The organism is Pseudomonas sp. ABa2 (assembly GCF_056676075.1).
On the sequence record NZ_CM155239.1, the window covers coordinates 1,257,486 to 1,281,123 of the forward strand.

The 23,638-nt window shown below is 68.7% G+C and carries 24 protein-coding genes; 12 read left to right on the forward strand and 12 right to left on the reverse strand.

The features are described from left to right. Positions 1 to 19: 19 nt before the first annotated feature. Together AC1G9C_RS06005 and argF are read right to left on the reverse strand one after the other, a co-directional pair. Positions 20 to 1,126, reverse strand: a complete 1,107-nt coding sequence (locus AC1G9C_RS06005) for an ABC transporter ATP-binding protein (RefSeq protein ID WP_480409693.1) — start codon at positions 1,124 to 1,126, stop codon at positions 20 to 22. Beyond that, positions 1,123 to 2,043, reverse strand: a complete 921-nt coding sequence (gene argF / locus AC1G9C_RS06010; RefSeq protein WP_480409694.1) for an ornithine carbamoyltransferase — start codon at positions 2,041 to 2,043, stop codon at positions 1,123 to 1,125. The genes AC1G9C_RS06005 and argF overlap by 4 nt, the downstream gene beginning before the upstream one ends. Positions 2,044 to 2,379: 336 nt before the next feature. Here argF and AC1G9C_RS06015 point away from each other — a divergent pair, with 336 nt between their 5' ends. The 3 genes from AC1G9C_RS06015 (at position 2,380) to grxD (ending at position 5,492) form a co-directional block, all read left to right on the forward strand. Further along, a complete protein-coding gene (locus AC1G9C_RS06015) occupies positions 2,380 to 2,811 on the forward strand; it encodes a hypothetical protein (RefSeq protein ID WP_021445192.1) in 432 nt (143 codons plus the stop codon). 145 nt (positions 2,812 to 2,956) lie between these two features. Further along, positions 2,957 to 5,065: a molybdopterin oxidoreductase family protein gene (locus AC1G9C_RS06020; RefSeq protein WP_480409695.1), complete on the forward strand. Its 2,109-nt coding sequence runs from the start codon at positions 2,957 to 2,959 to the stop codon at positions 5,063 to 5,065. Between the two features lie 100 nt (positions 5,066 to 5,165). After that, the gene (gene grxD, locus AC1G9C_RS06025; RefSeq protein ID WP_003246056.1) at positions 5,166 to 5,492 is read left to right on the forward strand and encodes a Grx4 family monothiol glutaredoxin; all 327 of its coding nucleotides are present in this window, start codon (positions 5,166 to 5,168) and stop codon (positions 5,490 to 5,492) included. A gap of 70 nt (positions 5,493 to 5,562) precedes the next feature. Here the strand turns inward: grxD and AC1G9C_RS06030 are convergent, their stop codons facing one another. The 3 genes from AC1G9C_RS06030 to AC1G9C_RS06040 are packed head-to-tail and all read right to left on the reverse strand — an operon-like array spanning position 5,563 to position 8,673. Then, positions 5,563 to 5,901, reverse strand: coding sequence for a YdbL family probable chaperone protein (locus AC1G9C_RS06030; RefSeq protein ID WP_021445190.1), 339 nt, complete (start codon positions 5,899 to 5,901; stop codon positions 5,563 to 5,565). Positions 5,902 to 5,912: 11 nt separating this feature from the next. Next, positions 5,913 to 6,104, reverse strand: coding sequence for a YnbE family lipoprotein (locus AC1G9C_RS06035; RefSeq protein ID WP_021445189.1), 192 nt, complete (start codon positions 6,102 to 6,104; stop codon positions 5,913 to 5,915). 4 nt (positions 6,105 to 6,108) lie between these two features. Then, positions 6,109 to 8,673, reverse strand: a complete 2,565-nt coding sequence (locus AC1G9C_RS06040) for an intermembrane phospholipid transport YdbH family protein (protein WP_480409696.1) — start codon at positions 8,671 to 8,673, stop codon at positions 6,109 to 6,111. 131 nt (positions 8,674 to 8,804) lie between these two features. Here AC1G9C_RS06040 and AC1G9C_RS06045 point away from each other — a divergent pair, with 131 nt between their 5' ends. From AC1G9C_RS06045 to AC1G9C_RS06060, 4 genes are all read left to right on the forward strand, one after another. Next, positions 8,805 to 9,176 carry an XRE family transcriptional regulator gene (locus AC1G9C_RS06045; RefSeq protein WP_021445017.1) on the forward strand — a complete coding sequence of 124 codons (372 nt, stop codon included), beginning with the start codon at positions 8,805 to 8,807 and terminating at the stop codon, positions 9,174 to 9,176. A 172-nt stretch (positions 9,177 to 9,348) separates the two neighbouring features. Further along, the gene (locus AC1G9C_RS06050) at positions 9,349 to 10,101 is read left to right on the forward strand and encodes an RES family NAD+ phosphorylase (protein WP_021445018.1); all 753 of its coding nucleotides are present in this window, start codon (positions 9,349 to 9,351) and stop codon (positions 10,099 to 10,101) included. Between the two features lie 379 nt (positions 10,102 to 10,480). Further along, the gene (locus AC1G9C_RS06055; RefSeq protein ID WP_122108769.1) at positions 10,481 to 10,894 is read left to right on the forward strand and encodes a tetratricopeptide repeat protein; all 414 of its coding nucleotides are present in this window, start codon (positions 10,481 to 10,483) and stop codon (positions 10,892 to 10,894) included. A gap of 165 nt (positions 10,895 to 11,059) precedes the next feature. Further along, complete coding sequence (locus tag AC1G9C_RS06060; protein WP_177342898.1) at positions 11,060 to 12,421, forward strand: DNA recombination protein RmuC; 1,362 nt, start codon at positions 11,060 to 11,062, stop codon at positions 12,419 to 12,421. Positions 12,422 to 12,510: 89 nt separating this feature from the next. Here the strand turns inward: AC1G9C_RS06060 and AC1G9C_RS06065 are convergent, their stop codons facing one another. Further along, a complete protein-coding gene (locus tag AC1G9C_RS06065) occupies positions 12,511 to 13,437 on the reverse strand; it encodes an alpha/beta fold hydrolase (protein WP_480409697.1) in 927 nt (308 codons plus the stop codon). Positions 13,438 to 13,730: 293 nt separating this feature from the next. Between AC1G9C_RS06065 and AC1G9C_RS06070 the strand changes: the two genes are divergently transcribed. Then, a complete protein-coding gene (locus AC1G9C_RS06070) occupies positions 13,731 to 14,543 on the forward strand; it encodes a MerR family transcriptional regulator (protein ID WP_397488073.1) in 813 nt (270 codons plus the stop codon). Positions 14,544 to 14,557: 14 nt separating this feature from the next. Here the strand turns inward: AC1G9C_RS06070 and AC1G9C_RS06075 are convergent, their stop codons facing one another. Next, complete coding sequence (locus AC1G9C_RS06075) at positions 14,558 to 15,811, reverse strand: MgtC/SapB family protein (RefSeq protein WP_480409698.1); 1,254 nt, start codon at positions 15,809 to 15,811, stop codon at positions 14,558 to 14,560. Between the two features lie 175 nt (positions 15,812 to 15,986). Continuing rightward, positions 15,987 to 19,469: a hybrid sensor histidine kinase/response regulator gene (locus AC1G9C_RS06080; protein WP_480409699.1), complete on the reverse strand. Its 3,483-nt coding sequence runs from the start codon at positions 19,467 to 19,469 to the stop codon at positions 15,987 to 15,989. A 191-nt stretch (positions 19,470 to 19,660) separates the two neighbouring features. Here AC1G9C_RS06080 and AC1G9C_RS06085 point away from each other — a divergent pair, with 191 nt between their 5' ends. From AC1G9C_RS06085 to AC1G9C_RS06100, 4 genes are all read left to right on the forward strand, one after another. After that, the gene (locus AC1G9C_RS06085; protein ID WP_480409700.1) at positions 19,661 to 20,230 is read left to right on the forward strand and encodes a GNAT family N-acetyltransferase; all 570 of its coding nucleotides are present in this window, start codon (positions 19,661 to 19,663) and stop codon (positions 20,228 to 20,230) included. A 3-nt stretch (positions 20,231 to 20,233) separates the two neighbouring features. Continuing rightward, positions 20,234 to 21,070, forward strand: a complete 837-nt coding sequence (locus AC1G9C_RS06090) for an AraC family transcriptional regulator (protein ID WP_480409701.1) — start codon at positions 20,234 to 20,236, stop codon at positions 21,068 to 21,070. Positions 21,071 to 21,180: 110 nt separating this feature from the next. After that, the gene (locus AC1G9C_RS06095; RefSeq protein WP_021444038.1) at positions 21,181 to 21,891 is read left to right on the forward strand and encodes an AzlC family ABC transporter permease; all 711 of its coding nucleotides are present in this window, start codon (positions 21,181 to 21,183) and stop codon (positions 21,889 to 21,891) included. Next, positions 21,891 to 22,220 carry an AzlD domain-containing protein gene (locus tag AC1G9C_RS06100; RefSeq protein ID WP_480409702.1) on the forward strand — a complete coding sequence of 110 codons (330 nt, stop codon included), beginning with the start codon at positions 21,891 to 21,893 and terminating at the stop codon, positions 22,218 to 22,220. Before AC1G9C_RS06095 ends, AC1G9C_RS06100 begins: the two co-directional genes overlap by 1 nt. 9 nt (positions 22,221 to 22,229) lie before the next feature. Here the strand turns inward: AC1G9C_RS06100 and AC1G9C_RS06105 are convergent, their stop codons facing one another. From AC1G9C_RS06105 to AC1G9C_RS06120, 4 genes are all read right to left on the reverse strand, one after another. Further along, positions 22,230 to 22,694 (reverse strand): putative glycolipid-binding domain-containing protein, encoded by a 465-nt coding sequence (locus AC1G9C_RS06105; protein WP_480410390.1) that lies wholly within the window; start codon positions 22,692 to 22,694, stop codon positions 22,230 to 22,232. After that, the gene (locus AC1G9C_RS06110) at positions 22,691 to 22,816 is read right to left on the reverse strand and encodes a hypothetical protein (RefSeq protein WP_480410447.1); all 126 of its coding nucleotides are present in this window, start codon (positions 22,814 to 22,816) and stop codon (positions 22,691 to 22,693) included. The genes AC1G9C_RS06105 and AC1G9C_RS06110 overlap by 4 nt, the downstream gene beginning before the upstream one ends. A 157-nt stretch (positions 22,817 to 22,973) precedes the next feature. After that, positions 22,974 to 23,315 (reverse strand): HopJ type III effector protein, encoded by a 342-nt coding sequence (locus AC1G9C_RS06115; protein ID WP_480409703.1) that lies wholly within the window; start codon positions 23,313 to 23,315, stop codon positions 22,974 to 22,976. Then, positions 23,312 to 23,605, reverse strand: coding sequence for a DUF1244 domain-containing protein (locus tag AC1G9C_RS06120; protein ID WP_021444042.1), 294 nt, complete (start codon positions 23,603 to 23,605; stop codon positions 23,312 to 23,314). The genes AC1G9C_RS06115 and AC1G9C_RS06120 overlap by 4 nt, the downstream gene beginning before the upstream one ends. Positions 23,606 to 23,638 lie beyond the last annotated feature (33 nt).

A 23,638-nucleotide genomic window follows, 5' to 3' on the forward strand; every position in this document is an offset into this window, starting at 1 on the left:
CCTATGGACGTTGCCGGGATCAGTTGCTGCTGACCCGGCGCACGCCGCCCGACTCGCCCAGCGGCACATGGGCCGCCACGCTGCCCAAGGCCGGGAAGGCCACCAGGTGATCGGCGGCGACGCGGATGCCCACTTCGTCACCCGGCAGGTGGTCGGCGTGGCTGGGGAAGATCGACTCCAGCTGGCTGCCGGTGGCCAGTTGCAGGCGGTAGAGGGTGGCGGCGCCGAGGAAGGTCTTGCCGACGATACGTGCCGTAAGTGAACTCTGCGGGTCCGGCACTATGTCGTCGGGACGCAGCAGCACGTCCACCGCGCTGCCGCTGGGCCAGGTGTAGGCGCGGTTACCGCGGATGGCGCCGAGCTCGGTCTGCACCGTGTCCGGGCCGAGCAGCTGGCCGCGGATGAAATAGCCCTGGCCGATAAAGCTGGCGACGAAGGGCGTCGACGGCTCGTGATAGAGGTTGAAGGGGGTGTCCCACTGCTCCAGGCGGCCATCCTTGAACACGCCGACATGGTCGCTGACGGCGAAGGCTTCCTCCTGATCGTGGGTGACCAGAATGGCGCTGGTGCCGCGCGCCTTGAGAATCTCGCGCACCTCATGGCTGAGGCGCCGGCGCAGTTCGCCGTCGAGGTTGGAGAAGGGTTCGTCGAGCAGCAGCAGCTGCGGTGCCGGCGCCAGGGCGCGGGCCAGGGCGATGCGCTGCTGCTGGCCGCCGGACAGCTCGTGGGGGTAGCGCTTGGCCAGGTGGCCGAGCTTGACCAGCTCCAGCAGCTCGGCGGTGACGCGTTCGGCGCCCTCCTGCTGGCGGATGCCGAAGGCGACGTTGTCCGCCACGCTCAGGTGGGGGAACAGCGCGTAGTCCTGGAACACCATGCCGATGCGGCGCTTCTCCGGCGCCAGGGTGAAGCCGGCGCGGGAAATCACCGTGCCGGCCAGTTCGATCTCACCGTCGAGCACCGGCTCGAAGCCGGCGATGGCGCGCAGGGTGGTGGTCTTGCCGCAGCCGGAGGGGCCGAGCAGGCAGCCGATGTCGCCGGCGTTCAGATGCAGGTCCAGGTCCTGCACCACCTTGTGTGCGTGGTAGCCGCAGTTCAGCCCGCGCAGTTGCAGCAGCGGCTCGCTCATGCGTGGTGGTACGCCGGTTCGACCAGCAGTTCCAGCAACGCCTTCTGCGCGTGCAGGCGGTTCTCCGCCTGATCCCAGGCCACCGAGCGCGGGTCGTCGAGCAGATCCTCGCTGATCTCCTCGCCGCGGTGTGCCGGCAGGCAATGCATAAACAGCACGCCTTCGGCGGCGTGATCGAGCAGCTCGCGGCTGACCTGGTACGGCTTGAAACGCTGCACGCGCAGCTGCGCTTCGTCTTCCTGGCCCATCGAGGCCCACACGTCGGTGCTCACCAGATGGGCGCCGGCCACCGCCTCGCGTGGGTCGCGCAGCACCTGTACGCGCTCGCCGGCCAGGGCGAGGAAGCGCGCATCCGGCTCGTAGCCCTCGGGGCAGGCGACTTTCAGCTGGAAGTCGAACTGCATCGCCGCCTCGATATAGGAGTTGCACATGTTGTTGCCATCGCCGATCCAGGCCACGGTCTTGCCGGCGATGCTGCCGCGGTGCTCGAGGAAGGTCTGCATGTCGGCCAGCAGCTGACAGGGGTGCAGGTCGTCGGACAGGCCGTTGATCACCGGCACCCTGGACTTGGCGGCGAACTCGGTGAGGTTGCTGTGGGCGAAGGTACGGATCATCACCGCATCGAGCATGCTCGACATGACGATGGCGGCGTCGCCGATTGGCTCGCCGCGGCCCAGCTGAGTGTCGCGCGGCGAGAGGAAGATGGCCTGGCCGCCGAGCTGGATCATGCCGGCCTCGAACGACAGGCGGGTGCGGGTCGAGGCCTTCTCGAAGATCATGCCCAGCACGCGGTTCTTCAACGGCTCGAACAGCACGCCGCGATTGCGCAGATCCTTCAGCTCGATGCCGCGGCGGATCAGCCCCACCAGTTCGTCCGGTGTGTAATCCATCATCGAGAGAAAGTGTCTGGCGCTCATCGTTAACTACCTTTTTCACTACAGGTCGCAAGCCCGCGTCGGCGACAAAAACCGGGAAAACAGCGAGGCTTGCGGCAGGAGGCCGCAGGGTGCGACGAAACAGGGGGAAGGCGCGATCTTATAAGGAAATGACGAGAAGGCGCAAATTGCCCGCTTGGCCATGACAAAGGGCTGTTTTGTAAGCCTTTTCCCAAAGCTGCGTGCGAGATGTCACAAAACTGACATCCCTGCTTGCGCCGCTCTGCGACGCACTCCTAGGATGCCGCCGCCTTTCCTAGGCAATGCATTGCCCCCGCAATGGGGTACCCATGGAATATATGTGCAAAGGAGTTTTGCATGAAACACGTAGCCTACGCCGCCGCTTTCTCCGCCCTCGCCCTGCTGACTGGCTGTGCCAGCCAGAACGTCAGCCAGCCGGCCGTTCCGCTGAACGGTACCGTCAAGACTAACCTGCAGGCCGACGTGAAAGTGGGCGAGCCCATCTCCGGTCAATCTTCGGTGAACATCCTGTTCGGTGTGTTCAAGCTGGGTGGCGATACCCAGTTCGCCGACGGCGTGACCTACGGTGGTGGCGAGGGTGGTTTCGCCCTGGGTCTCGACCCGGTGGCTTCCGCCAAGTCCGCAGCTGCCTACAAGGCAGTCAAGGCCTCGGGTGCCGACGTGATCGTCGCCCCGCGTTACGAAGTGAACGTTGAGGATTACTTCGTGTACAAGACCGTCAACGTCAGCGTGACCGGCCACAAGGGCACCGTGACCGCCATCCGTTGATCCGGATAGTCGCGACCCTGAATCGGCAGGCATGATGCCTGCCGATTCATGAGACGAACGCTGCTGGCGTCGTCCTCTTGCCCGGCCCATAGTTCGAAGTCTGCGACCTGACCGGTCGTCTCGCATCAGAACAAGAGGCCAGGCCATGACCAAGTCCCTCCATTACCGTGCATGCCACCTGTGCGAAGCCATCTGCGGCCTCGCCATCGAAACCGAGCTCCAGCCTGACGGCAGCACGCAGATCCGCTCGATCAAGGGCGACGCCCAGGACAGCTTCAGCCGCGGCCATATCTGCCCCAAGGCGGTGGCGCTGCAGGACATCCAGGACGACCCCGACCGCATCCGCCAGCCCATGCGCCGCATCGGCGAGCAGTGGCAGGCCATCGCCTGGGACGAGGCGTTCGAGCTGGTCGCCGAACGCCTCAGCGCGATCCGCGCGGAGCACGGGCAGAACGCGGTAGCCGTGTATCAGGGCAACCCCAGCGTGCACAACTACGGGCTGATGACCCACAGCAATTACTTCCTCGGCCTGCTGAAGACGCGCAACCGTTATTCGGCCACCTCGGTCGACCAGCTGCCGCACCACCTGACCAGCCACCTGATGTACGGTCACGGCCTGCTGATCCCGATTCCGGACATCGACCACACCGACTTCATGCTGATCCTCGGCGGCAACCCGCTGGCCTCCAACGGCAGCATCATGACCGTGCCGGACGTGGAGAAGCGCCTGAAGGCCATCCAGGCCCGCGGCGGCAAGCTGGTGGTGGTCGACCCGCGGCGCAGCGAGACCGCTGCCATCGCCGACCAGCACCTGTTCGTGCGTCCCGGTGGCGACGCGGCGCTGCTGCTGGGGTTGCTCAATACCCTGTTCGAGGAAGGCCTGACCCGCGCCAGCCACTTGCCGGTGGAGGGGCTGGAGTCCGTGCGCGCGGCCATTGCCGAATTTACCGCCGAGGCCATGAGCGAGCGTTGCGGCGTGCCGGCCGCGGCCATTCGCCAGCTGGCGCGGGATTTCGCCGCCGCCGACAAGGCGGTGTGCTACGGGCGCATGGGCGTCTCCACCCAGGCTTTTGGTACCCTCTGCCAGTGGCTGGTGCAACTGATCAACCTGGTCACCGGTAACCTCGACCGGGTCGGCGGCGTGCTCTGCACCACGCCGGCGGTGGACCTGGTGGCGAGCACCTCGGGCGGGCATTTCAACCGCTGGCAGAGCCGCGTGTCCGGCCTGCCGGAATACGGCGGCGAGCTGCCGGTCTCGGCCCTGGCCGAGGAGATGCTCACCCCCGGCGAGGGCCAGATCCGCGCGCTGGTCACCGTGGCCGGCAATCCGGTGCTGTCCACGCCCAACGGCCGCCAGCTGGAGCAGGCGCTGGACGGTCTGGAGTTCATGCTCTCGGTGGACTTCTACATCAACGAGACCACCCGTCATGCCGACCTGATCCTGCCGCCCACCGCGCCGCTGGAACACGACCACTACGACACCACCTTCAACGTCTTCGCCGTGCGCAACGTCACCCGCTTCAACGAGGCGATCCTGGCCAAGCCGGACGGCGCGCTGCACGACTGGGAAATCTTCGTCGGCCTGGCCAAGGCCTTCGCCGCGCGCAACGCTCTGGAACTGAAACCGACCATGGCCCCCGAGCAGATGATCGACATGGGCCTGCGCTTCGGCCCCTATGGCGATCGCAGCGAGCGCAAGCTCAGCCTGGCCGCATTGCGCGATCACCCGCACGGGCTCGACCTGGGGCCGCTGCAGGCGAACCTGGCAGAGCGGCTGAAGACCGCATCGAAAGCCATCGAGGCCGCCCCCGAACTGCTGCTGGGCGATCTCGCGCGCTTCGCCGCGCAGCTACCGCCAGCGGCGGACCAGCTGCTGCTGATCGGCCGCCGCCATGTGCGCAGCAACAATTCCTGGATGCACAACTACCACCGCCTGGTGAAGGGCAAGCCGCGCCACCAGTTGCTGATGAATCCGGCGGATCTGGCCAGTCGTGGTTTGGCCGATGGCCAGCGCGTGCGGGTGCGCTCGCGGGTCGGCAGCATCGAGGTGGAGGTGGCCGCCAGCGACGAGATGATGGCCGGCGTGGTCAGCCTGCCGCACGGCTGGGGCCATGCCCGCCCCGGCGTGCAGATGGCGATTGCCCGCGAGCAGCCGGGCGCCAGCGCCAACGACCTGACCGACGAACGCCAGCTCGATGCGCTGTCCGGCAACGCCGCGCTCAATGGCGTGCCGGTGGAGGTGGTGGCCGCGTAGCCCGGATGCCGTGGCAAGGCCGAGCATTGCGCTCGGCTTTTCGCTACAATCGCGCCACCGTGCCGACCGAGGGGTCGGGAAGTCTACGCTGAGGTGCCCCATGGATATCATCGAAACCATCAAAGAGCAGATCGCCAACAACACCGTTCTGCTGTACATGAAAGGCTCGCCCAACGCGCCGCAGTGCGGCTTCTCCGCCCGCGCCGCGCAGGTGGTGATGGGCTGCGGCGAGAAGTTCGCCTACGTCGACATCCTGCAGAATCCGGAAATTCGCGCCAACCTGCCGAAGTACGCCAACTGGCCGACCTTCCCGCAGCTGTGGGTGGCCGGCGAGCTGGTCGGCGGCAGCGACATCCTCACCGAGATGTACGAGAAGGGCGAGCTGCAGACCCTGATCAAGGACGCCGTGAGCAAGGCCGGCGCCTGATCGCTGCGCTTGCAAACGAAAGAACCCGCCTCGGCGGGTTCTTTGCTTTTGGGCTCCGGCTGGGCAGTGGCTACTTCTTCAGCCACTGCCCGTTCAACTGGATGAACTGCCCCTGGGGCGTGCGGTCGATGGCCTTCTTGCCGGCGATGGCTTCCACGTCGGAGAGGGCGATGCCGTTGTCTTTGGCCACCTTCTGGTACTCGGCGCGGCGCGCCTGGTTGATCAGGCGGGCGATCTCCTCGGCCTGGCCGTCCGGCTTGACCACGCCGAGGTAGCCGTTGGGCTGCTCGCCCAGCTGGCCGCTGGCCTTGGCGGCGCCGAGGGCGCTCATGGCCTGGTTGAGGTTCAGCGCATAGGCCGGCAGGCTCAGACAGAGCGCCAGCAGCAGGGTCGAAATATGGCGAATCATCGGGCTTCTCCTTAGAACAGGCCGCTGTCTTCGTTGAAGACGTTGTCCAGGGCCTTGTCTACCTTGATGTAGATCTCGTGTTCGACCTTGACGTTGAGGTTGATATTGATCGGCTCGTTGGGCATGGCCAGTTGTACCGTCGGGGTACAGGCCAGGCACAGCAGGCCCAGGCTCAGGACTGCGAGGAAGCGGCACAGGCGCATGGCGCTACTCCTTGGTTTCTTGGGGGACACGCTGGCGCATCCGTTGCTGGATCCGTTGCTGGATGATCTCGCTCACCTTGGCGGTCAGTTGCAGGCTGGCCAGCAGGGTGGGGATGTCCTCTTCCAGGTTGATGTTGAAGTGGATCGGCCGGCCCTGCTCGATGGCCGGGTTGCGTCCCTGCAGGCGCATGCCCAGCCTGAGTGTGCCGGACTGATCATAGTCGAGGCTACTGCCGAGCAGGTCGTAGTGGAAGTCTTCCAGGGCGTCGGTGACCAGTTTCATCCCCGGGTTGGCCTGGCCCATGGCGCGGATGCGCGGTGAGTGAAAGCGCAGGCGGCCGCCCGGTGCGCGCGCCTCGATCAGGCCCTGCTCGACGCTGGGGCCGCCGGCGCCCAGGCGCAGGGGGATCAGGCCGTCGAGCAGGCCGCTGCCTTCCAGGCCCTCGGCCGGGTAGACGCGAAACAGCTGCTGCAGGTCCAGGCCGCTCAGGCGCAGCGGCAGCACCTGGCTGGGGCTGTCCAGCCGCCATTGGTGCGGCGCCAGGCTCAGGCTGCCGCCGAGTATGCCGAGCTCGGCGCGCTGCTGGCTCAGCACGCCGGCCAGCGGTCGGGCCAGCGTCGCCTGGTAGCGGGCCTGCAGCTGCAGGGGACCGAGGGCGATACCGGGATCGATCTGTCGCGCGCTCAACTGCGGCAGGTGCAGGTCCAGGCGCTCGCCCTCGAGCGCCAGGCGCAGCTCGCCGTCGAGGCCGGCGAAGCTGCTGCGGTCGTAGATGCCGCTCAGCCCCCGGGCGTTGAGGCTCAGCTGCGCCTGCAGCGGCTGGCCCGGCGCCAGGCGTAGCTGCGCCTCACCCTGCAGGCGGCCGTTGTCCAGCGACAACAGCGGCGGCCAGTCGGCGAGGAGCTGCGGCAGCGGGTTGCCGGCGCGCAGAAACAGTTCTTCGAGCGTCGCCGCGGCGCGCAGCTCGCCCGCGGCATCGCGCTCCAGTTGCAGGGCCAGGCCCAACCCGGCGTCGCCCAGCAGGCTGCCGGCGAGGCGCTGGCGCTCGCCCGTGGTCTGCAGCTGGCCCTGCCATTGCCAGCCTTGCGCCTGCAACCGGGGGTGCTGCAGGCGTTGTGTGCGCAGCGTTAGCGGCCCTTCGAGCTGCGGCGTCTGGGGCGTGCCGTGCAGGTGCAGGGCGCCCAGCTCGGCGCCCAGCTGCTGCAGTTCGAGCTCGCCGCTGCGCAGGCGCCGGAGCGCGATTCGCGAGCCTTCGCCGAGGACGACGTCCAGGCGTTGGGCATCGGCCAGGCCGCTTAGCCGCAACCGCAGCTGCAGGTCGTCGAGCCGGTTGCCGGCCAGGCGGACTCGGGCGGCGTCGGCATCGAGACGCAGGTGCGCCAGGGTCAGCGCCCAGTCCTTCTGCAGCTGCAGCTCGATATCGGCCTCGCCCTGCAGGCGCAGCGGTCCCTGGCCCTGCAGTTGCGCGTGCAGGGCCAGGGCGTCGGGCGTGCTGGTGGGCGTCGCGCGCGGGGCGATCTGCAGGTGCAGCTGCTGCGGGCGCAGTCCGTCGGGCAGCGCCGTCAGCCAGGGCGCTCCCAGGGGATCGAGCAGCAGATCGGCGTGCAGTTCGCGGGCCTGCCAGCGACCGGCGGCGTTATACAGATCCACCGCCAGCTCACCGCTGACCAGGCCCAGCGCAGGCAGCGGCCAAGGGTGTTGCAGCAGGGCATCGAGACGCAGCCAGCCCGGTGCGGCGAGCAGGTCGTCCAGTTGCCAGGGGCCGGGCGCCAGTTGCACCTGCCACTGCGCGGCGAGGCGCGCCTGCTGCGGGGTGGCCGGCAGCGCTGTGGGTGTGCTCAGCAGCCACTGGCTCAGCCAGTCGCCGAACCAGGCCACCTCGCCCAGCTGCGGCATGCTCAGCCGGCCGCTCCAGTGCGTGGCGTCGGCCTGCGTCTGCAGCTGGCTGTGCAGTTGCAGCTGGGCCTGGTCGTCCAGCCGCAGCTCGGCCTGCAGTTGCAGCGGGACGTCGCGCGCCGGCATCTGCAGCTCGGCCTGCAGTTCGGCGCGGTGCGCGTCGTGCAACAGCCGGCTGTGCAGCTGCAGGCCGGCGCTGCGTACCTGCACGCTGGCGTCGCCGCGCAGCGTGCAGCGGCCGCTGGCGCAGGGCAGTTGCGCTTGCACCGCCTGCAGTTCGAGGCGCCGCGGCAGCCAGGGCAGGGCGGCGTCGAGTCGCGCGAGCAGGGCCTGCAGGTCGCCGGGCGGCGCTGCGGTTGCGTCCGCCGGGCCCGGCTGCCAGTCCAGTTGCAGATCCTGCAGGCGCAGGCGGTAGCGCGGCGCCTCGCTGGCCAGCCAGTCCAGCTGCAACTGGCCGGCGTGCAGTTGCAGGCCGGCGGCGGCGCCGCCCTGCTGCAGGCTGAAGCCGTCGAGGCGCAGGCCGCGCGGCGACAGGCTCAGCGCCTGCCAGTCGAGGGCGATGCCCTGTTCGCTCAGCAGGCGCTGGACGCGGTAGCCGGCGTAGCTGCCAAGAATCAGCAGCACGCCCAGTACGCCGGCGCAGGTGCCCAGCCAGAAGCGCCGGCGGCCCATGCTCTCTCCTTGCTCGGTGTCTGCCGGGACGGTACCCCAATGCCCGGGCGAGTGCCAAGCCGTTGTAGGCGTTGCTGTGCATTTGCAGCTTTTACTATTACTATTGATACAAACACACGGAGGAATGCGCGATGAGTGCAGTGACTCGCAGCCTGCCCGACGCCGATGCGGTGCTGGCTAAGGCCCTGCTCAATACCCGTGAACAGCTGGGGCTGACCCAGCAGGAGCTGGCCGATATCGTCGGTGTGCACCGCAGTGCGGTCAGCCGCTGGAACGAGCAGGGCGGCCTGCGCCCGCAGAGCAAGACCGGCGAGCTGGCGCTGCTGTTGATCCGCGTCTACCGCGCCCTGTTCGCCCTGTTCGGCGGCAATCAGCAGGACATGCGCCACTTTCTGCGCACCGAGAACCGCCACCTGGCCGGCGTGCCGCTGCAGCAGATGAGCCAGGTGCAGGGCCTGGTGCGGGTGGTGGAGTACTTGGACGCCATCCGCGGCAAGGTCTGAGAACCTTTTCACGACCTGCTGCGCGTCGGTTAAACGGTGTTGAAAACGGTCTCGAAATGCTCATTTACATGCGTAAACTCCGCTTTCTCGGCCGTTTTCGCCACCGTTTACCTCTAGCTCGCAAGCTCGTAAACAGGTTCTAGGCACGACATAAACCAGGGAGGGCGATGGCATGGATATCTGGCACAGCTGCGACGGCGCTCGGCAGATCCGGCCGCTGCGCGGCAAGCTGCTGCGCATGGTGGAGAGCCAGGTGCAGGTGGCGACCCTGCAGCTGGTGGACAACCTGGCCGAGCAGGCGCTGCTCGAAGAACTGCTGGAAAGCAGCAAGCCGCCGCTGCCGAGCGCGGCTGAGCCGCTGCATTACCTGCTGAAGACGCCGTTTCGCTACCCGCCGCTGCGCTGGGGCTCGCGTTTCGGCGGCGTGCACGAGCCGAGTCTGTTCTATGCCGCGCAGCGTCTGGAGACGGCCATGGCCGAGGCCGCCTACTACCGCTTCGTGCTGTGGCACGGCATGGCCAGCCCGCCGCCCAGCGGGCGCATCCTCTCCGAGCATTCCACCTTCGAGGCGCGTTACCGGGTCGAGCGCGGCATCCAGCTGCAGCGCCCGCCGTTCAGCGAGCATCAGCGCCTGCTCGCTCATCCCAGCGACTACCGGGCGACCCAGCAGCTGGGCGCGGCGATGCGCGCGGCCGGGGTGCAGGCCTTCGAGTACCGTTCGGCGCGCTGCCCGGACGGTGGCAGCAATGTCGCGCTCTATGCGCCGCAGGCCTTCGCCGAGACGCGTCCGCGCAACCTGACGCCCTGGCTGTGCGAAACCACCGCCGCGTACGTAGCGTTCAAGCATGCCCAGGCCCCGGACCAGCCGCGGCTGTTTCGCTGGGAGCAGTTCTTGGTGCAGGGACGGCTGCCGCAACCGGCCTGAAACCCTGCGCCAAGCGCCTGGCGATGCCCCGAAACAGAGCGTTGCGCGGTTATGCCGCAGCGAGTTGTGCACATTGATGAAGCAGCCTGTCACGTCACTGTCAGAATCGCCGGTAACCGCTTGATTTTCCGCGCTTGATTTTTAAGTCAATGAAAAATATGCAATTTTTTCGTTGGTGAAAAAATCGACAGTTTGTCTGCGAGGCCCATGGCATCGGGCTTGAAGCGCCTTTCGCCCAAGTTGTGCACGGAGTTATCCACAACTTCTGTGGATTGTCCCAAGCGCTTGCTCTAGAACGCCGCTCGGCGTTTTTGCCAAGGCTTTACCTTGGCGAAAAAAGGAGTAGAGTGGCGCGCCCTTGCCCCAGCCCCCCAGTCTTATGTCCCGCGCTTTATCCGCCACCTCCCTCGATACGGTTCCCGTCAGTTCGCGCCTGCCCATGCGCGTCGCCCTCTGGCTGCTCGACAGTCCGCGCCTGGGCCATGCCCACAGCGTCAAGCGTTTGGCCGGCAACCTGCTCAAGCAGCCGGCGCGCAAGGGTTGCGTGCAGGCGCAGAGCCGCCTGGGCCAATTGCTCTGCCGCGACTGCGGCAACCCGCGCGACCGCCGAATCGGCTTCGAGCTGCTGCGCCAGGCCGCCCGCGCCGGCGACCGCCGCGCCCAGCTGGAGCTCGGGAGGCTGTGCAGCCAGCCGGGTGCCGGCGAGCCGCAGCAGGCCCGTCACTGGCTGGAGCAGGCCGCGGCCCAGGGTTCCCACGAGGCCAAGCGCCTGCTCGCACGCCTGCCGCGCTGACCCTGGTTGCACCGCTGGTTATACTGCCCGGCGGTTCCACTGGGAGTGTCTATGTCTTTCGATCCGTTATCCCTCGCGCTCGGGTTCGCCGCTGCGCTGCTGCCTCTGCTGGCCGGGCTGTGGGCCTGGCAGCGGCGTCTGGCGCGCGCCGAGCGCGAGCAGGCGCTGCTGCAGGAACGTCTGGAGCATGCCCAGCTGACCCAGGCCGGGCTGACCGCTCAGCTCGACGACTGCCGCGCCGAGCTGGCCGAGGTCAGCGAGATCAAGGTCGAGCAGCAGAGCGAGCTGGCCGGCCTGCGCCGCGAGAACGAATTGCTCCAGCAGGAGCGACAGATCGCCCGCGAGGCGGCGCAGAGCTGGAACCAGCAGCGTGAGCGCAACGAGGCCGAGCTGCGCCGGCTGACCGCCGAGTGCGCGGCGCTGAGCGCCGAGCTGCAGGAACAGCGGGACAACCAGCAGCAGCGCCTGGACGATCTGCAGGGCGCGCGCGACGAGCTGCGCGCACAGTTCGCCGAGCTGGCGACGAAGATCTTCGACGAGCGCGAGCAGCGTTTCGCCGAGAGCAGCCAGCAGCGCCTCGGCCAGTTGCTCGACCCGCTCAAGGAGCGCATCCAGGCGTTCGAGAAGCGGGTCGACGAGAGCTACCAGCAGGAGGCGCGCGAGCGCTTTTCCCTGGGCAAGGAGCTGGAGCGCCTGCAGCAGCTCAACCAGCGCCTGGGCGACGAGGCGACCAACCTGACCCGCGCGCTCAAGGGCCAGAAGACCCAGGGCAACTGGGGCGAGCTGGTGCTGGAGCGGGTGCTGGAGCATGCCGGCCTGGAGAAGGGCCGCGAATACCAGACCCAGGTCAGCCTCAAGGGCGCCGGCGGCGAGCGCTTCCAGCCCGACGTGCTGATTCGCCTGCCGGGCGACAAGCAGGTGATAGTCGACGCCAAGGTCAGCCTCAGCGCCTATCAGCAATATGTCGCCGCCGACGACGAGGTGATCCGTCAGCAGGCGCTCAAGCAGCACCTGGTGTCGCTGCGCAGCCACCTCAAGGGCCTGTCCGGCAAGGACTATCAGCGCCTGGAAGGCCTGCACAGCCTGGATTTCGTCCTGCTCTTCGTGCCCATCGAGGCGGCCTTCGCCGCGGCGTTGCAGGCCGAGCCGAATCTGTTCCAGGAGGCCTTCGAGCAGCAGGTGGTGATCGTCAGCCCGACCACCCTGCTGGCCACCCTGCGCGTCATCGACAGCCTCTGGCGCCAGGAGCGCCAGGGCCAGAACGCCCGCGAGATCGCCGAGCGCGCCGGTCAGCTGTACGACAAGTTCGTCGCCTTTATCGCCGATCTGGACGAGATGGGCAGCCGCCTGCAGCAGCTGGACAAGGCCTACGCCGGCGCGCGCAACAAGCTGGTGGAGGGCCGCGGCAACCTGATCGGTCGCGCGGAGAACCTCAAGCTGCTCGGCGCCCGCGCCAGCAAGAGTCTGCCGGCCGAGCTGCTGGAGCGCGCCGCCGACCTGCCGGCGCTGGACGAGCTGGGCGAGTAGCCGGCGGCGAGGCTACAAGTTAAGGCGCGCAGGGGGCGCCGCGCGCACCACAGCCCTGCTTCTCCGCGCTGCAGTCGGCCGCCAGCGGCCTATCTCGAGACGCCCTGAACGGCCTCCAGCCGGCCGACATGTTCGCGCAGCCAGCCGGCCAGCGCGCTCGGCTCGGCCAGCAGCTGCCAGTGGCCGCCGCGCACCTCGCGGCGGGTCAGCAGCGGCGCCCAGTGCGCCAGGTCGTCGAACAGCTGCGGGCGGACGAAGCGGTCGCCCAGCGGCACTATCAGTTGCACCGGCACCCGGGTGCTGCGTGCGCGCGGGCGCAGCAGGCTGCGGATGAAATTGGCGCGGTACAGCTGCACGCCGCGCATGCCGTCGCCGCGCTGGCTGCTGCTCGGCGGCAGGCCGCGTACCCCTTCGAGGCGGCGCAGCAGCCAGGGCCAGGCGCGATCCAGGCCCAGGCGCCAAGTTAGCTCCGGCAGCCACGGGGTGTGGAAGAAGGCGATATACCAGGAGCTGAGCAGCTGCCTGAGCGCCTGCATCAGCGCCAGCGGGCGGCGCAGGCTGAGGCGCTCGCGCAGCCAGTGGCCGACGTGGTCCAGGCAGGGCCCGGAGATGCTGGTGTAGGAGGCCAGCAGCGGCTGGATGCGCGGCTCGGTGACTGCCTCCCAGCTCTGGATCGAGCCCCAGTCGTGAGCCACCAGATGCACCGGGCGCTGCGGGCTGACGGCGCGGATCACCGCTTCCAGGTCGTTCGCCAGCCGGTCCAGGCGGTAGTCGCGCAGGCGCCGCGGCACCTGCGAGGCGCCATGGCCTCGCACGTCGTAGGCGACGATGCGGTACTCGGCGGCCAGCTCGCGCACCAGCGGCAGCCAGATCTCGTGGTTGTCCGGGTAGCCGTGCACCAGCAGCAGGGTCGGGCCGTCGGCCCGGCCCCACGCATAGGTTTGCAGGCGCACGCCGTCGCCCAAGACCTCCAGGCGCTGCGGTGGCGGCTCGTGGCGGGGCAGCGGCGCGTTCATGGGGCGAATCCGGCAGGGGTGGAAGAGGTGGGCATGGCGGGCTCCGGCAAGTGACGGTTACATCGCTCGATGTCATCGTCATTGTTCAGGGCCGCTGCGCGCTTGCCTAGCCGATCCGGCGCCTGGCAGGTGGCCGCGTTACGGCGTTACCGAGCGCCTTGCAGCCGCTCTAAATCAGGGGTTATAGCGCATGGCGCGACTTTGCCGCGGGAGCCGGGCAGGGCAAGTCCAGCCCTTGGTTGGGGGCGTCGGCGCGGTTGTTGGCGGGCGAAGCGCGCGGCTATGATCGCGCCATGACCCAAGCCTCCCTGTTCTTCCAGCGCCTGCTCGGCAGCGCCGCACCCATGGCCGCGGCGGCGGCCGCCGAATACACGGTCGACGAGCTGGCCCAGGCAGCGCAGACCACCGTGCGCAACGTGCGCGCTTATCAGGATCGCGGCCTGCTGCCGCCGCCCGAGCGGCGCGGGCGAGTCGGCATCTACAGCGGCGAGCACCTGGCGCGGCTGCAGCTGATAGGCCAGTTACTCGAGCGCGGCTACAGCATCGCCAGCATTCGCGAGCTGTTCGAGGCCTGGGCTCAGGGCCGCGACCTGGCCCACGTGCTGGGCCTGGAGCAGGCCATCCGCGGCCCGGGAGAGCCCGAGCAGCCTGGGCGCCTGGAGTTCGCCGAGCTGCAGGCGATCTTCGGCGCGGATTTGGATGACGCGGTGATCGACCGCGCCCAGGCCCTCGGCCTGCTGCAGTTCGCCGGCGATCACCTGGCGGTGCCCAGCCCGCGGCTGCTGGCCGCCGGGATCGAGCTGTACCGCGCCGGCATCCCGCTGCCGGCGCTGCTGGACGAGCTGGAGTCGATTCGCGGCCACGTCGAGCAGGTCGCCACCGGCATCGTGCAGATGATCGTCGGCCACCTGGTCAACCCGCTGCTGCAGACCTCGCTGCCGCATGCCGACCAGCTGGAGCCGCTCAGCGCCCAGCTGCTGCAGCTGCGCCCGCTGGTCGAGCAGGTGGTGGAAGCGGAGCTGGCGCGCGGCCTGCCGGTGGCCGCTAACCGCGAGCTGAGCGAGCGGGTGCATCGCCTGTTGCAGGGGTTCTTGCAGCGCCCCTGAGCGGCGTCCGGCGTTCAGAACAGCAGCAGCGCCGCGCCGACCAGCAAACCGCCGAGCATCACCGGCGCCGTGCGCAGCGCCAGCTGGCGGCCGCCGATCAGGGCGATCAGGCCGGCCTTGACCAGGCTGTTGCTCAGCGCGGCGAGGAAGATGCCGCGTACCGCCACCTGTTGGTCGAGGTCCAGCTGCGCGCTGCGCGCCAGCGACAGGGTGATGGCGTCGACGTCGGCCAGGCCCGAGACCAGCGCCACCAGATACACCCCGGCATCGCCCAGCCAGCGCCGCGCGCCTTCGACCAGAAACAGGATCAGCAGCAGCAGGGCGGCGAAGCGCAGCGCCGGGCCCAGCTCGAAGGGGTTCTTCAGCGGCGGCTCGCCGCTTTCGTCCGACTCGCGTCCGGCCAGGCGGTAGAACGCCAGGGCGCCGCCGCTGTAGACCAGCGCGGCGGCGGTCAGCGGCCAGAACAGCTGCGCCAGCAATGCCGGATTGATCAGCCCGACCTCCAGCAGCACTCGCGGGAACATCAGCGCCGAGGTGGCCAGCAGGCCGCAGGCCAGCAGCGCATGCAGGCGGCGTTCGCCGTGCAGGCGGGCGAGGGTGAGGGTCATCGCCGTGGACGAGACGATGCCGCCGAGCAGGGCGGTGATCAGCAGGCCGTGGCGGGTGCCGACCAGGCGGATCGCCACGTAGGCGGCGAAGCCGATGGCGGCGATCAGTACCACCATCCACCAGATCACGTAGGGGTTGAACGCCTGCCAGGGACCGTAGCCCTGGTTCGGCAGCGCCGGCAGCAGCACCAGGGAGATGAACAGCAGCTTCAGCGCGCCGAGCACTTCGCCCTCGCTGAGGCGGCGCAGGGCGCCGTGCAACGCCTGTTTCAGCCCCAGCAGCAAGGCCACCGCCACCGCGCCGGCGGCGGCCAGCGGCGCCTGGTCGGCGACGGCCAGGCTGCCGAGGAGGAAGGTGATCAGCAGCGCCATCTCGCTGGTCAGGCCGCGGTCGCCCAGCTGCAGCAGGTCGCCGGCATAGGCGGTCAGCACCAGGGCGGCGAAGCCGAGGAAGATCGCCGCCCAGGCGAGCACGCCGAAGCGCTCGCCGAGCAGCAGGGCGAAGCCGCCGAGCAGGCCAACCAGGCCGTAGGTGCGAATGCCCGCGGCCAGGCGGGTGTCGTCGCCATGGCGTTCCTGCCAACCGCGCTCGGCGCCGATCAGCAGACCGGCGGCCAGGGCGCTGGCGAAATTCAGCAGGGTCTGCAGCTCGTCGGGCATGGCGCGTCCTTGGGCGGGGGATGCTGGCAGTCTAGTCGGCCGGCGCCGGCGGGTATTGCGGCAGATCAGTTGGCCCGGACAAACCCGAGGCAGCCCGGATGCCGCCGGGGCAGGCACTCCCCGGATGGCATCCGCGCCGCGCGCGGAAGTCGCTTCACAGCGGCGAATCGCGGGCTTAGCCGCGCAGGCTCAGATGACGGCTGAGCAGGGCGCGCAGGGCGGCCGGCTTGACCGGCTTGGGCAAGTAGTCGAGGCCGGCGGCATGCACCTCGGCCACCAGCTCCGGGCGGCCGTCGGCGCTGATCACCACGCCGGGCACCGGTTCGCCCAGGCGCGTGCGCAGCCAGGCCATCAGCTCGGTGCCGGTCTCGCCCTCGTCGAGGTGGTAGTCGATCAGCGCCAGTTGCGGGCGCACGTCCTCGCTCAGCAGGTGCTCGCATTCCAGGCGGTTGCGCGCCGTCCACACCTGGCAGCCCCAGCGCGACAGCAGGCTGTGCATGCCGGTGAGGATGCTGTCCTCGTTGTCGATGCACAGCACCTGGGTGCCCTGCAGCGGCTGGCCGTTGAGCTCGCTGCCGACCGCCGCCTTGGGCTTGGCCGCCGGCTGGCGCGCCAGCGGCACACTGACGCTGAACACGCTGCCCTTGCCCGGCCAGGAACGCACCTCCAGGCGGTGGTCGAGCACCCGGCACAGGCCGTCGGCGATCGCCAGGCCCAGACCCAGGCCCTTCTCGGCGCGGGTCTGGTGGCTGTCCAGGCGCTTGAACTCCTCGAATATCACCTTGCGCTTGTCCTCGGGGATGCCGGCGCCGCGGTCCCACACCTCCAGGCGCAGATGCTGGCCCTCGCGGCGCACGCCGAGCACCACGCGGCCCTTGGCGTAGCGGAAGGCGTTGGTCAGAAAGTTCTGCAGGATGCGCCGCAGCAGCTTGCTGTCGCTGTCGATCCACTGGCGGCTGCCGCGCACGCGCAGGTCGATGCCCTGTTCGGCGGCCAGCACGCCGAACTCGGCGGCGAGGGTGTCGAACAGGCTGGAGAGGGCGAAGGGGTGGCGGTCCGGGGCGATGCGGCCGTTCTCCAGGCGCGAGATGTCCAGCAGGTCGGTGATCAGGTCTTCGGCCGAGCGCAGCGCGCTGTCCAGGTGGCGCACCAGCTCCTGGGCCTCGTGCGGCAGCGCCTCGTCCTGGTGAGCCAGCGCCGCGGAGAACAGCCGCGCGGCGTTGAGCGGCTGCATCAGGTCGTGGCTGACCGCGGCGAGAAAGCGCGTCTTCGACTGGTTGGCGGCCTCGGCGTGGGCCTTGGCCTCGGTCAGCGCCTGGTTGAGCTTGGACAGCTCCTGGGTGCGCTCGGCGACCCGTCGCTCCAGGCTCTCGTTGGCTTCCTTGAGCGCACGCTCGGCCTCGCGGAATTCGGTGATGTCGGTGAAGCTCATGACGAAGCCGCCGCCGGGCATGGGGTTGCCGATCAGCTCGATCACCCGGCCGTTGGGGAATACCCGCTCGTAGCTGTGCGCGGTGCCCTGGCGCATCCAGTACAGGCGCTTGGCCACGTTCTCCTCGACGTCGCCGCCGCCGAGCATGCCGCGTTCGGCGTTGAAGCGGATGATCTCGGCAATCGGCCGGCCGACGTAGATCAACCCCTCGGGGTAGTCGAACAGCTCCAGGTAGCGGTGGTTCCAGGCCACCAGGCGCAGGTTCTGGTCGACCACGCTGATGCCCTGGGTGATGTTCTCGATCGCCCCCTGCAGCAGGGCGCGATTGAACTGCAGCACCTCGGACGCCTCGTCGACGATGCGCACCACGTCCTCGACCTGCATCTCGCGGCCTTCGATGGCCGCCTTGACCACCGCGCGGGTACTGGAGGCGCCGAGCACGCCGGCCAGCAGGCGTTCGGTGTGGGCGATCCATTCGCTGTTGGCCGGCTGGTTGGCCTCGAACGGCTTGCCCTGGCGCTCGGCGAAGCGCACGAAGCTCTGCCGCGCGCGCTCCTCGCCGACGAAGCGGCTGGCCAGCAGCAGCAGGTCCTCGACCTGCACCGCCAGCAGGCTGCGGTTGCTCGGTTTGGTGCCCAGGTCATGGCCGATGAAGCGCCCGGCCTGCCAGTGCTCCGACACCCGCGTGCGGGAGAACCAGGAGACCCAGGCGAACAGCAGCAGGTTGCCGGCCAGCGACAGCACCACGCCGCGGGTCAGCGGGTCGACCTGCAGACCGATGGGCGCGTAGAGCAGGGTGCTCAGCCCGGGGAAGCTGGCCAGCGACCAGCCCATGCCGCGCGCCGCCAGCGGCAGGACCAGGGTGTAGAACCACAACAGGGCGCCGAAGATCAGTCCGGCGAACACGCCGCGGCGGTTGGCCTGTTTCCACACCAGAGCGCCGAACATTGCCGGCGCCAGCTGGCCGATGGCGGCGAACGACACCTGGCCGATGGTGGCCAGGCTGGCGCCCTCGCCGAGCAGGCGGTAGCAGACGTAGGCCAGCAGCAGGATCAGCACGATGCTGACCCGGCGCGCGGTGAGCATCCAGTGGCGGAAGGCCTCGAACGGCCGCTCGGTGCTCTGCCGGCGCAGCAGCCAGGGCAGCAGCATGTCGTTGGAGATCATGGTCGACAAGGCGACGGACGCGACTATCACCATGCCGGTGGCGGCGCTGGCGCCGCCGATGAAGGCCAGCACCGCCAGACCCGGATGGGCCTCGGCCAGCGGCAGGCTGATGACAAAGGAGTCCGGGGTGATACCGGCCGGCAGCAGCATCTGCCCGGCCAGGGCGATGGGCACCACGAACAGTGCGGCCAGCACCAGGTAGGCGGGAAACACCCAGCGCGCCAGGCGCAGGTCCTTGGGTTCGATGTTCTCCACCACGGTGACGTGGAACTGCCGCGGCAGGCAGACAATGGCGATCATCGCCATGCCGGTCTGCACCAGCAGCGCCGGCCAGTTCACCGCCTCGTTCCAGAAAGCCTCCAGTTCGGCGGTGTTGTGCGCCTGATCGAGCAGGTCGTTGAAACCGTTGTACAGGCCGAAGGTGACGAAGGCGCCGACGGCGAGGAAGGCCAGCAGCTTGACCAGCGACTCGAAGGCGATCGCCAGCACCATGCCGCGGTGGTGCTCGGTGACGTCGAGGTTGCGCGTGCCGAACAGGATGGTGAACAGCGCCAGCGCCAGCGACACGATCAGCGCAGTGTCCTGGGCACTGGTGCCGGTATCCAGCGCGTGCTCGCCGATCAGCAGGTTGACGCCGAGGACGATGCCCTTGAGCTGCAGGGCGATATAGGGCAGCACGCCGACCAGGCAGATCAGCGCCACCACCACGGCCAGCGACTGGGATTTGCCGTAACGGGCGGCGATAAAGTCGGCGATCGAGGTGATGTTCTCCTGCTTGCTGATCATCACCATCTTCTGCAGCACCCAGGGCATGCTCAGCAGCAGGATGATCGGCCCCAGGTAGATCGGCAGGAACGACCACAGCTGTTCGGCGGCCTGGCCGACCGCGCCGAAGAAGGTCCAGCTGGTGCAATACACCGCCAGCGACAGCGAGTAGACCCAGGCGCGCACCTTCGGTGGCATGGGCGTGCTGCGCCGGTCGCCATAGAAGGCGATGGCGAAGAGGATGGCCATGTAGATCAGGGCGACCGCGGCGATCAGCCCGGGGGACAGCGACATGCGGACTCCGGAACGCAGGAGAGAACGGAACGCCGGCACGGCCGGCGGCGATATGCAGCAGTGTTGCACCAAAGCCCGCGCGCGTCAGTTGCGACCAAGGTCGCAGCGAGCGGGGCAGCGCAGGCCAATTGTGCCGCAGGCGCGCGCCTGATAGCGTGACCGGCTTGCGAGGCTGTCCGAGGAGGGACCCTATGTTCAAGCCGCAACTGGTGACTCTGCAACGCGGCGCCCTGCGCCTGGAGCCGCTGGCCGACGCCGATATCCCGGCGCTGGTGGCGCTGGCCGAGGCCAATCGCGACGAGCTGCTGTACATGAGCGGCACCCAGCGCCTGGACTGGTATCGCAGCGCCCTGAGCGATCTGCGCGAGTTGCGCGCCCTGCCGTTCGTCATCCGCCTCGGCGAGCAGCTGGTCGGCACCACCCGCTTCGGCGACTTCATGAACAACCTGCCGGCCTGCGAGATCGGCTGGACCTGGCTCGACCGCGACCAGCACGGCAGCGGGCTGAATACCAGCATCAAGTACCTGATGCTCAAGCATGCCTTCGACAACTGGGGCATGGTCCGCGTGCAACTGAAAACCGCCGCCAGCAACCTGCGCTCGCAGCGCGCCATCGAGAAGCTCGGCGCCGTGCGCGAGGGGCTGCTGCGCAACCACCGGCGCCTGGCCGACGGCCGCCTCGACGACACCGTGCTGTACAGCATCACCGATCAGGAGTGGCCGCAGGTGCGCGAGAAGCTGGAGGCGCGCTTCGGCGCCTGAGCCATGCAGCCATTGGCGGGAGGCGAACGCGCTCGGTTCAGCGCCAGCGACGATCTGCACGGGCTGGAGCTGCTGTCCGCGCGCTTCATCGAGCACCGTTTCGCCCCGCACGTGCACGACGGCCATGTGATCGCCGTGCTCGAAGCCGGCGCCGAGCGCTATCGCTATCGCGGCGTCGACCACCTGGCGGGCGCCGGCAGCATCGCCTTGCTCAATCCGGACGAGGTGCACACCGGTTCCAAGGGCGTCGAGCAGGGCTGGCAGTACCGGGTGTTCTACCCGCAGCCCGGCACCTTCGAGGCGCTGCTGGCCGAACTCGAGCTGCCGCCGGCTGCGCCGCCGATGTTCCACGACAGCGTGCACCATGATCCGGTCCTGGCGTCGCGGTTGAGCGCACTGCACCGCTTGCTGGAGGATCCGCACAGCGAGGCGCTGCAGCGTCAGACCCTGTGGCGCGAGGCGATGCTCGAGCTGCTGCAGCGTTACGCGCGCCAGCCGGCGCCGCGTGGCGTCGGCCAGGAACCGCGGGCGGTGGCGCTGGCCAAGGAACTGCTGGCCAGCCAGCTGAGCGAGCCGCCGTCGCTGGAGGCGCTGGCGGCGGCGGTCAATCTGTCGCCCTTTCACTTCGCCCGGGTGTTTCGCCGCGCCACCGGCCTGCCGCCGCATGCCTGGCTCAAGCAGCGCCGCCTGGAGCAGGCGCGCGCCCTGCTCAAGGGCGGCTGCAGCGCGGCCGGCGTCGCCGCGCAACTGGGCTTCGCCGACCAGAGCCATCTGACGCGGCAGTTCAAACAGGCCTATGGCGTGGGGCCGGGCGAATACCGCAGGGCCTGTCGCCAGTAAATCCGCGAGATCGGCCCCGACTCGCTGCGCACGGCGCCCCCTGGCGGCGCAAGATCGTTCAAGAACCTGCTCGCGGGCGCCGGTTAGACTGAGCGGCCCAAGGAGGTTCCATGTCCCGTCATCTCGAATTCACCCAGGGCGCCCGCGATATGCTGCCGATGCTGCTCGGCGCCATGCCCTTCGGCATCATCTTCGGCAGCCTGGCTGGCGCCGCCGGACTCAGCCCCTGGCAGACCCTGGGCATGTCGGCGCTGGTGTTCGCCGGTTCGGCACAATTCATCGCCGTCAGCCTGCTGGCCGGCGGCGCCGGCATGGCGGTGGTGCTGCTCACCACCTTCGTGGTCAACCTGCGCCATGCCCTGTACAGCGCCAGCCTGCAGCCCTACGTGCGCCACCTGCCCAAGCGCTGGCGCATGCCGCTGGCCTTCTGGCTGACCGACGAGGCCTATGCGGTGGTGCTGCAGCGCTACGCCCGCGGCGACAGCGCGCCGTATCGGCACTGGTACTTTCTCGGCGCCGCGCTGGCGATGTACGGCAACTGGCTGCTGTGCACCCTGATCGGCGTGCTGTTCGGCCAGGCGGTGCCGAATATCGGCGACTGGGGGCTGGATTTCGCCATGCTGGCGACCTTTATCGGCATCGTCGTGCCGATGCTCAGGAGCCAGCCACAGGTGGCGGCGGCGCTGGTCGCCGCGGCGGTGGCGCTGGCCTGTCATGCGCTGCCCTACAAGCTCGGGCTGATGGCCGCGGCGGCCAGCGGTATTGTGGTCGGGGTGTGGCTGGAGCGGCGCGAGCCGGACTTGCAGGAGGAACTGGTGTGATGGATATCTGGTTGCTGATCCTGGGCATGCTGGCGATCACCTTCGCCACCCGCTACAGCCTGTTCGCCTTTCCCGACCTGCGTTTCCCGCCGCTGGTGCGCCAGGGCCTGCATTACGTGCCGACGGCGGTGCTGAGCGCCATCGTGGTGCCCGGCATGCTGCTGCCGGACGGCACGCACTGGGCGCTGGCGTTGGACAACGCCTACCTGCTCGCCGGCCTGGCGACCATCGCCATCGCCACCTTCACTCGCCATCTGCTGGCGACCATCGGCGGCGGCCTGCTGGTGTTCTTCCTGCTGCGCTGGGCGTTCGGGCAATTGCCGATCTAGCGCTACGCGCTAGACCAGGGTGCTGATCTTCAGCCCGCGCTGGCTCATGCGCAGGTATTGCTCGCTGGCCTTGAGCAGCAGGGCCTGGTCGTCCACCGTCAGCTCGCAGCTCGGCTTGCCTTCGGCCTGGCTGCGGTAGAGGTTTTGCCCCGGACGGCGCTGCAGGCACTGGTAGTGCTGGCGGCGCGGCTCGATCCGCAAGCTGAGCAGGTCTATGTAGGCCACCTGGACCTCGTCGCTCTGCCCGGTTTCCAGGGCGCAGCGTTGCAGCAGCGGGGTGTGGGTGAAGGGCGAGGCGGACAGCATGACGTGCTGGCAGCCCTGCAGATCGGGGCGCGGCTCGCCGTTGTGCAGCCAGTTGCCGCGGAGATCGCGTTGCAGGCAGAGCTTGCGCGGGCCGTGGTTGTCCACCTTGAGCCAGAGGCGGCGAAAGCGCCAGCGCGGGTCGCAGTCGAGCAGGTAGCTGGCGACTATGCTGTCGCCCTGAGGCTCTGCATCAGGTGGCTGCTGGCGTGGATGCCGGCCTCGTCCTGACTCAGGCGCAGGGTCTCCACGCCGGGGTTGCTCCAGGGTTTCCATACTAGGGTTTGCTGCATCGGGCGACTCCATGCCGTGTACGCACCACGGGAAGTGCCGCACGGATCGCGCCGAGCCCCTTCCCTGGTGACTCTTCATGGCGCGCAGGATAAGCGCTTGGCTTTGTGATGTCTGTCAGCTTTTGCCGACAGTTGCGCAAATTGTTGCGCGGCTGGATCAGTCCTGGCGGCGCAGCGGCGCCTGCTCGAACTGCACGCCATCGAGGCCGTGGGCCATCAGCGCGCGGATATTGCCGTGGTCGCTGCCGTCCGGGGTGGCCAGCACGCTGCGGTAGTGCTCGCCGAAGCAGCGCAGGGTTTCGTCCAGGCTGAAGCCTTCGAGCCGGGCCAGGCCGAGGGTCTTGCACGAGCCTTCGTTCTGCCCGGCGGCGTTGTCCACGCCGCCGTTGCGAAAGGCGCTGGGCTGGTAGTGGTAGTGCGCGGCGACGAAGGCCAGGGTCTCGGCGAAGGCGAAGTCGTCCTGCTGCAGGCGGCGGCGGAAGTCGGCGAGGGCGCTCATGCCTTGTTCCCCTTGTCGAAGGCGGCCTGCTGTTCGGGTGTGGCGTCCTTCTGGTACTTGGCCTTCCACTCGGCATAGGGCATGCCGTAGACCGCTTCGCGGGCCTGGTCGGGGCTCAGCTCGACGCCGAGGTCGTCGGCGGCGGCCTTGTACCACTTGGACAGACAGTTGCGGCAGAAGCCGGCCAGGTTCATCAGCTCGATGTTCTGCACGTCGGGGCGGGTGCGCAGGTGCTGCACCAGGCTGCGGAAGGCGGCGGCTTCCAGTTCGAGGCGTTCTTGCTCGGTCATCTCGGGCTCTCCGGGGCGGGCGGTGGCGGCGAT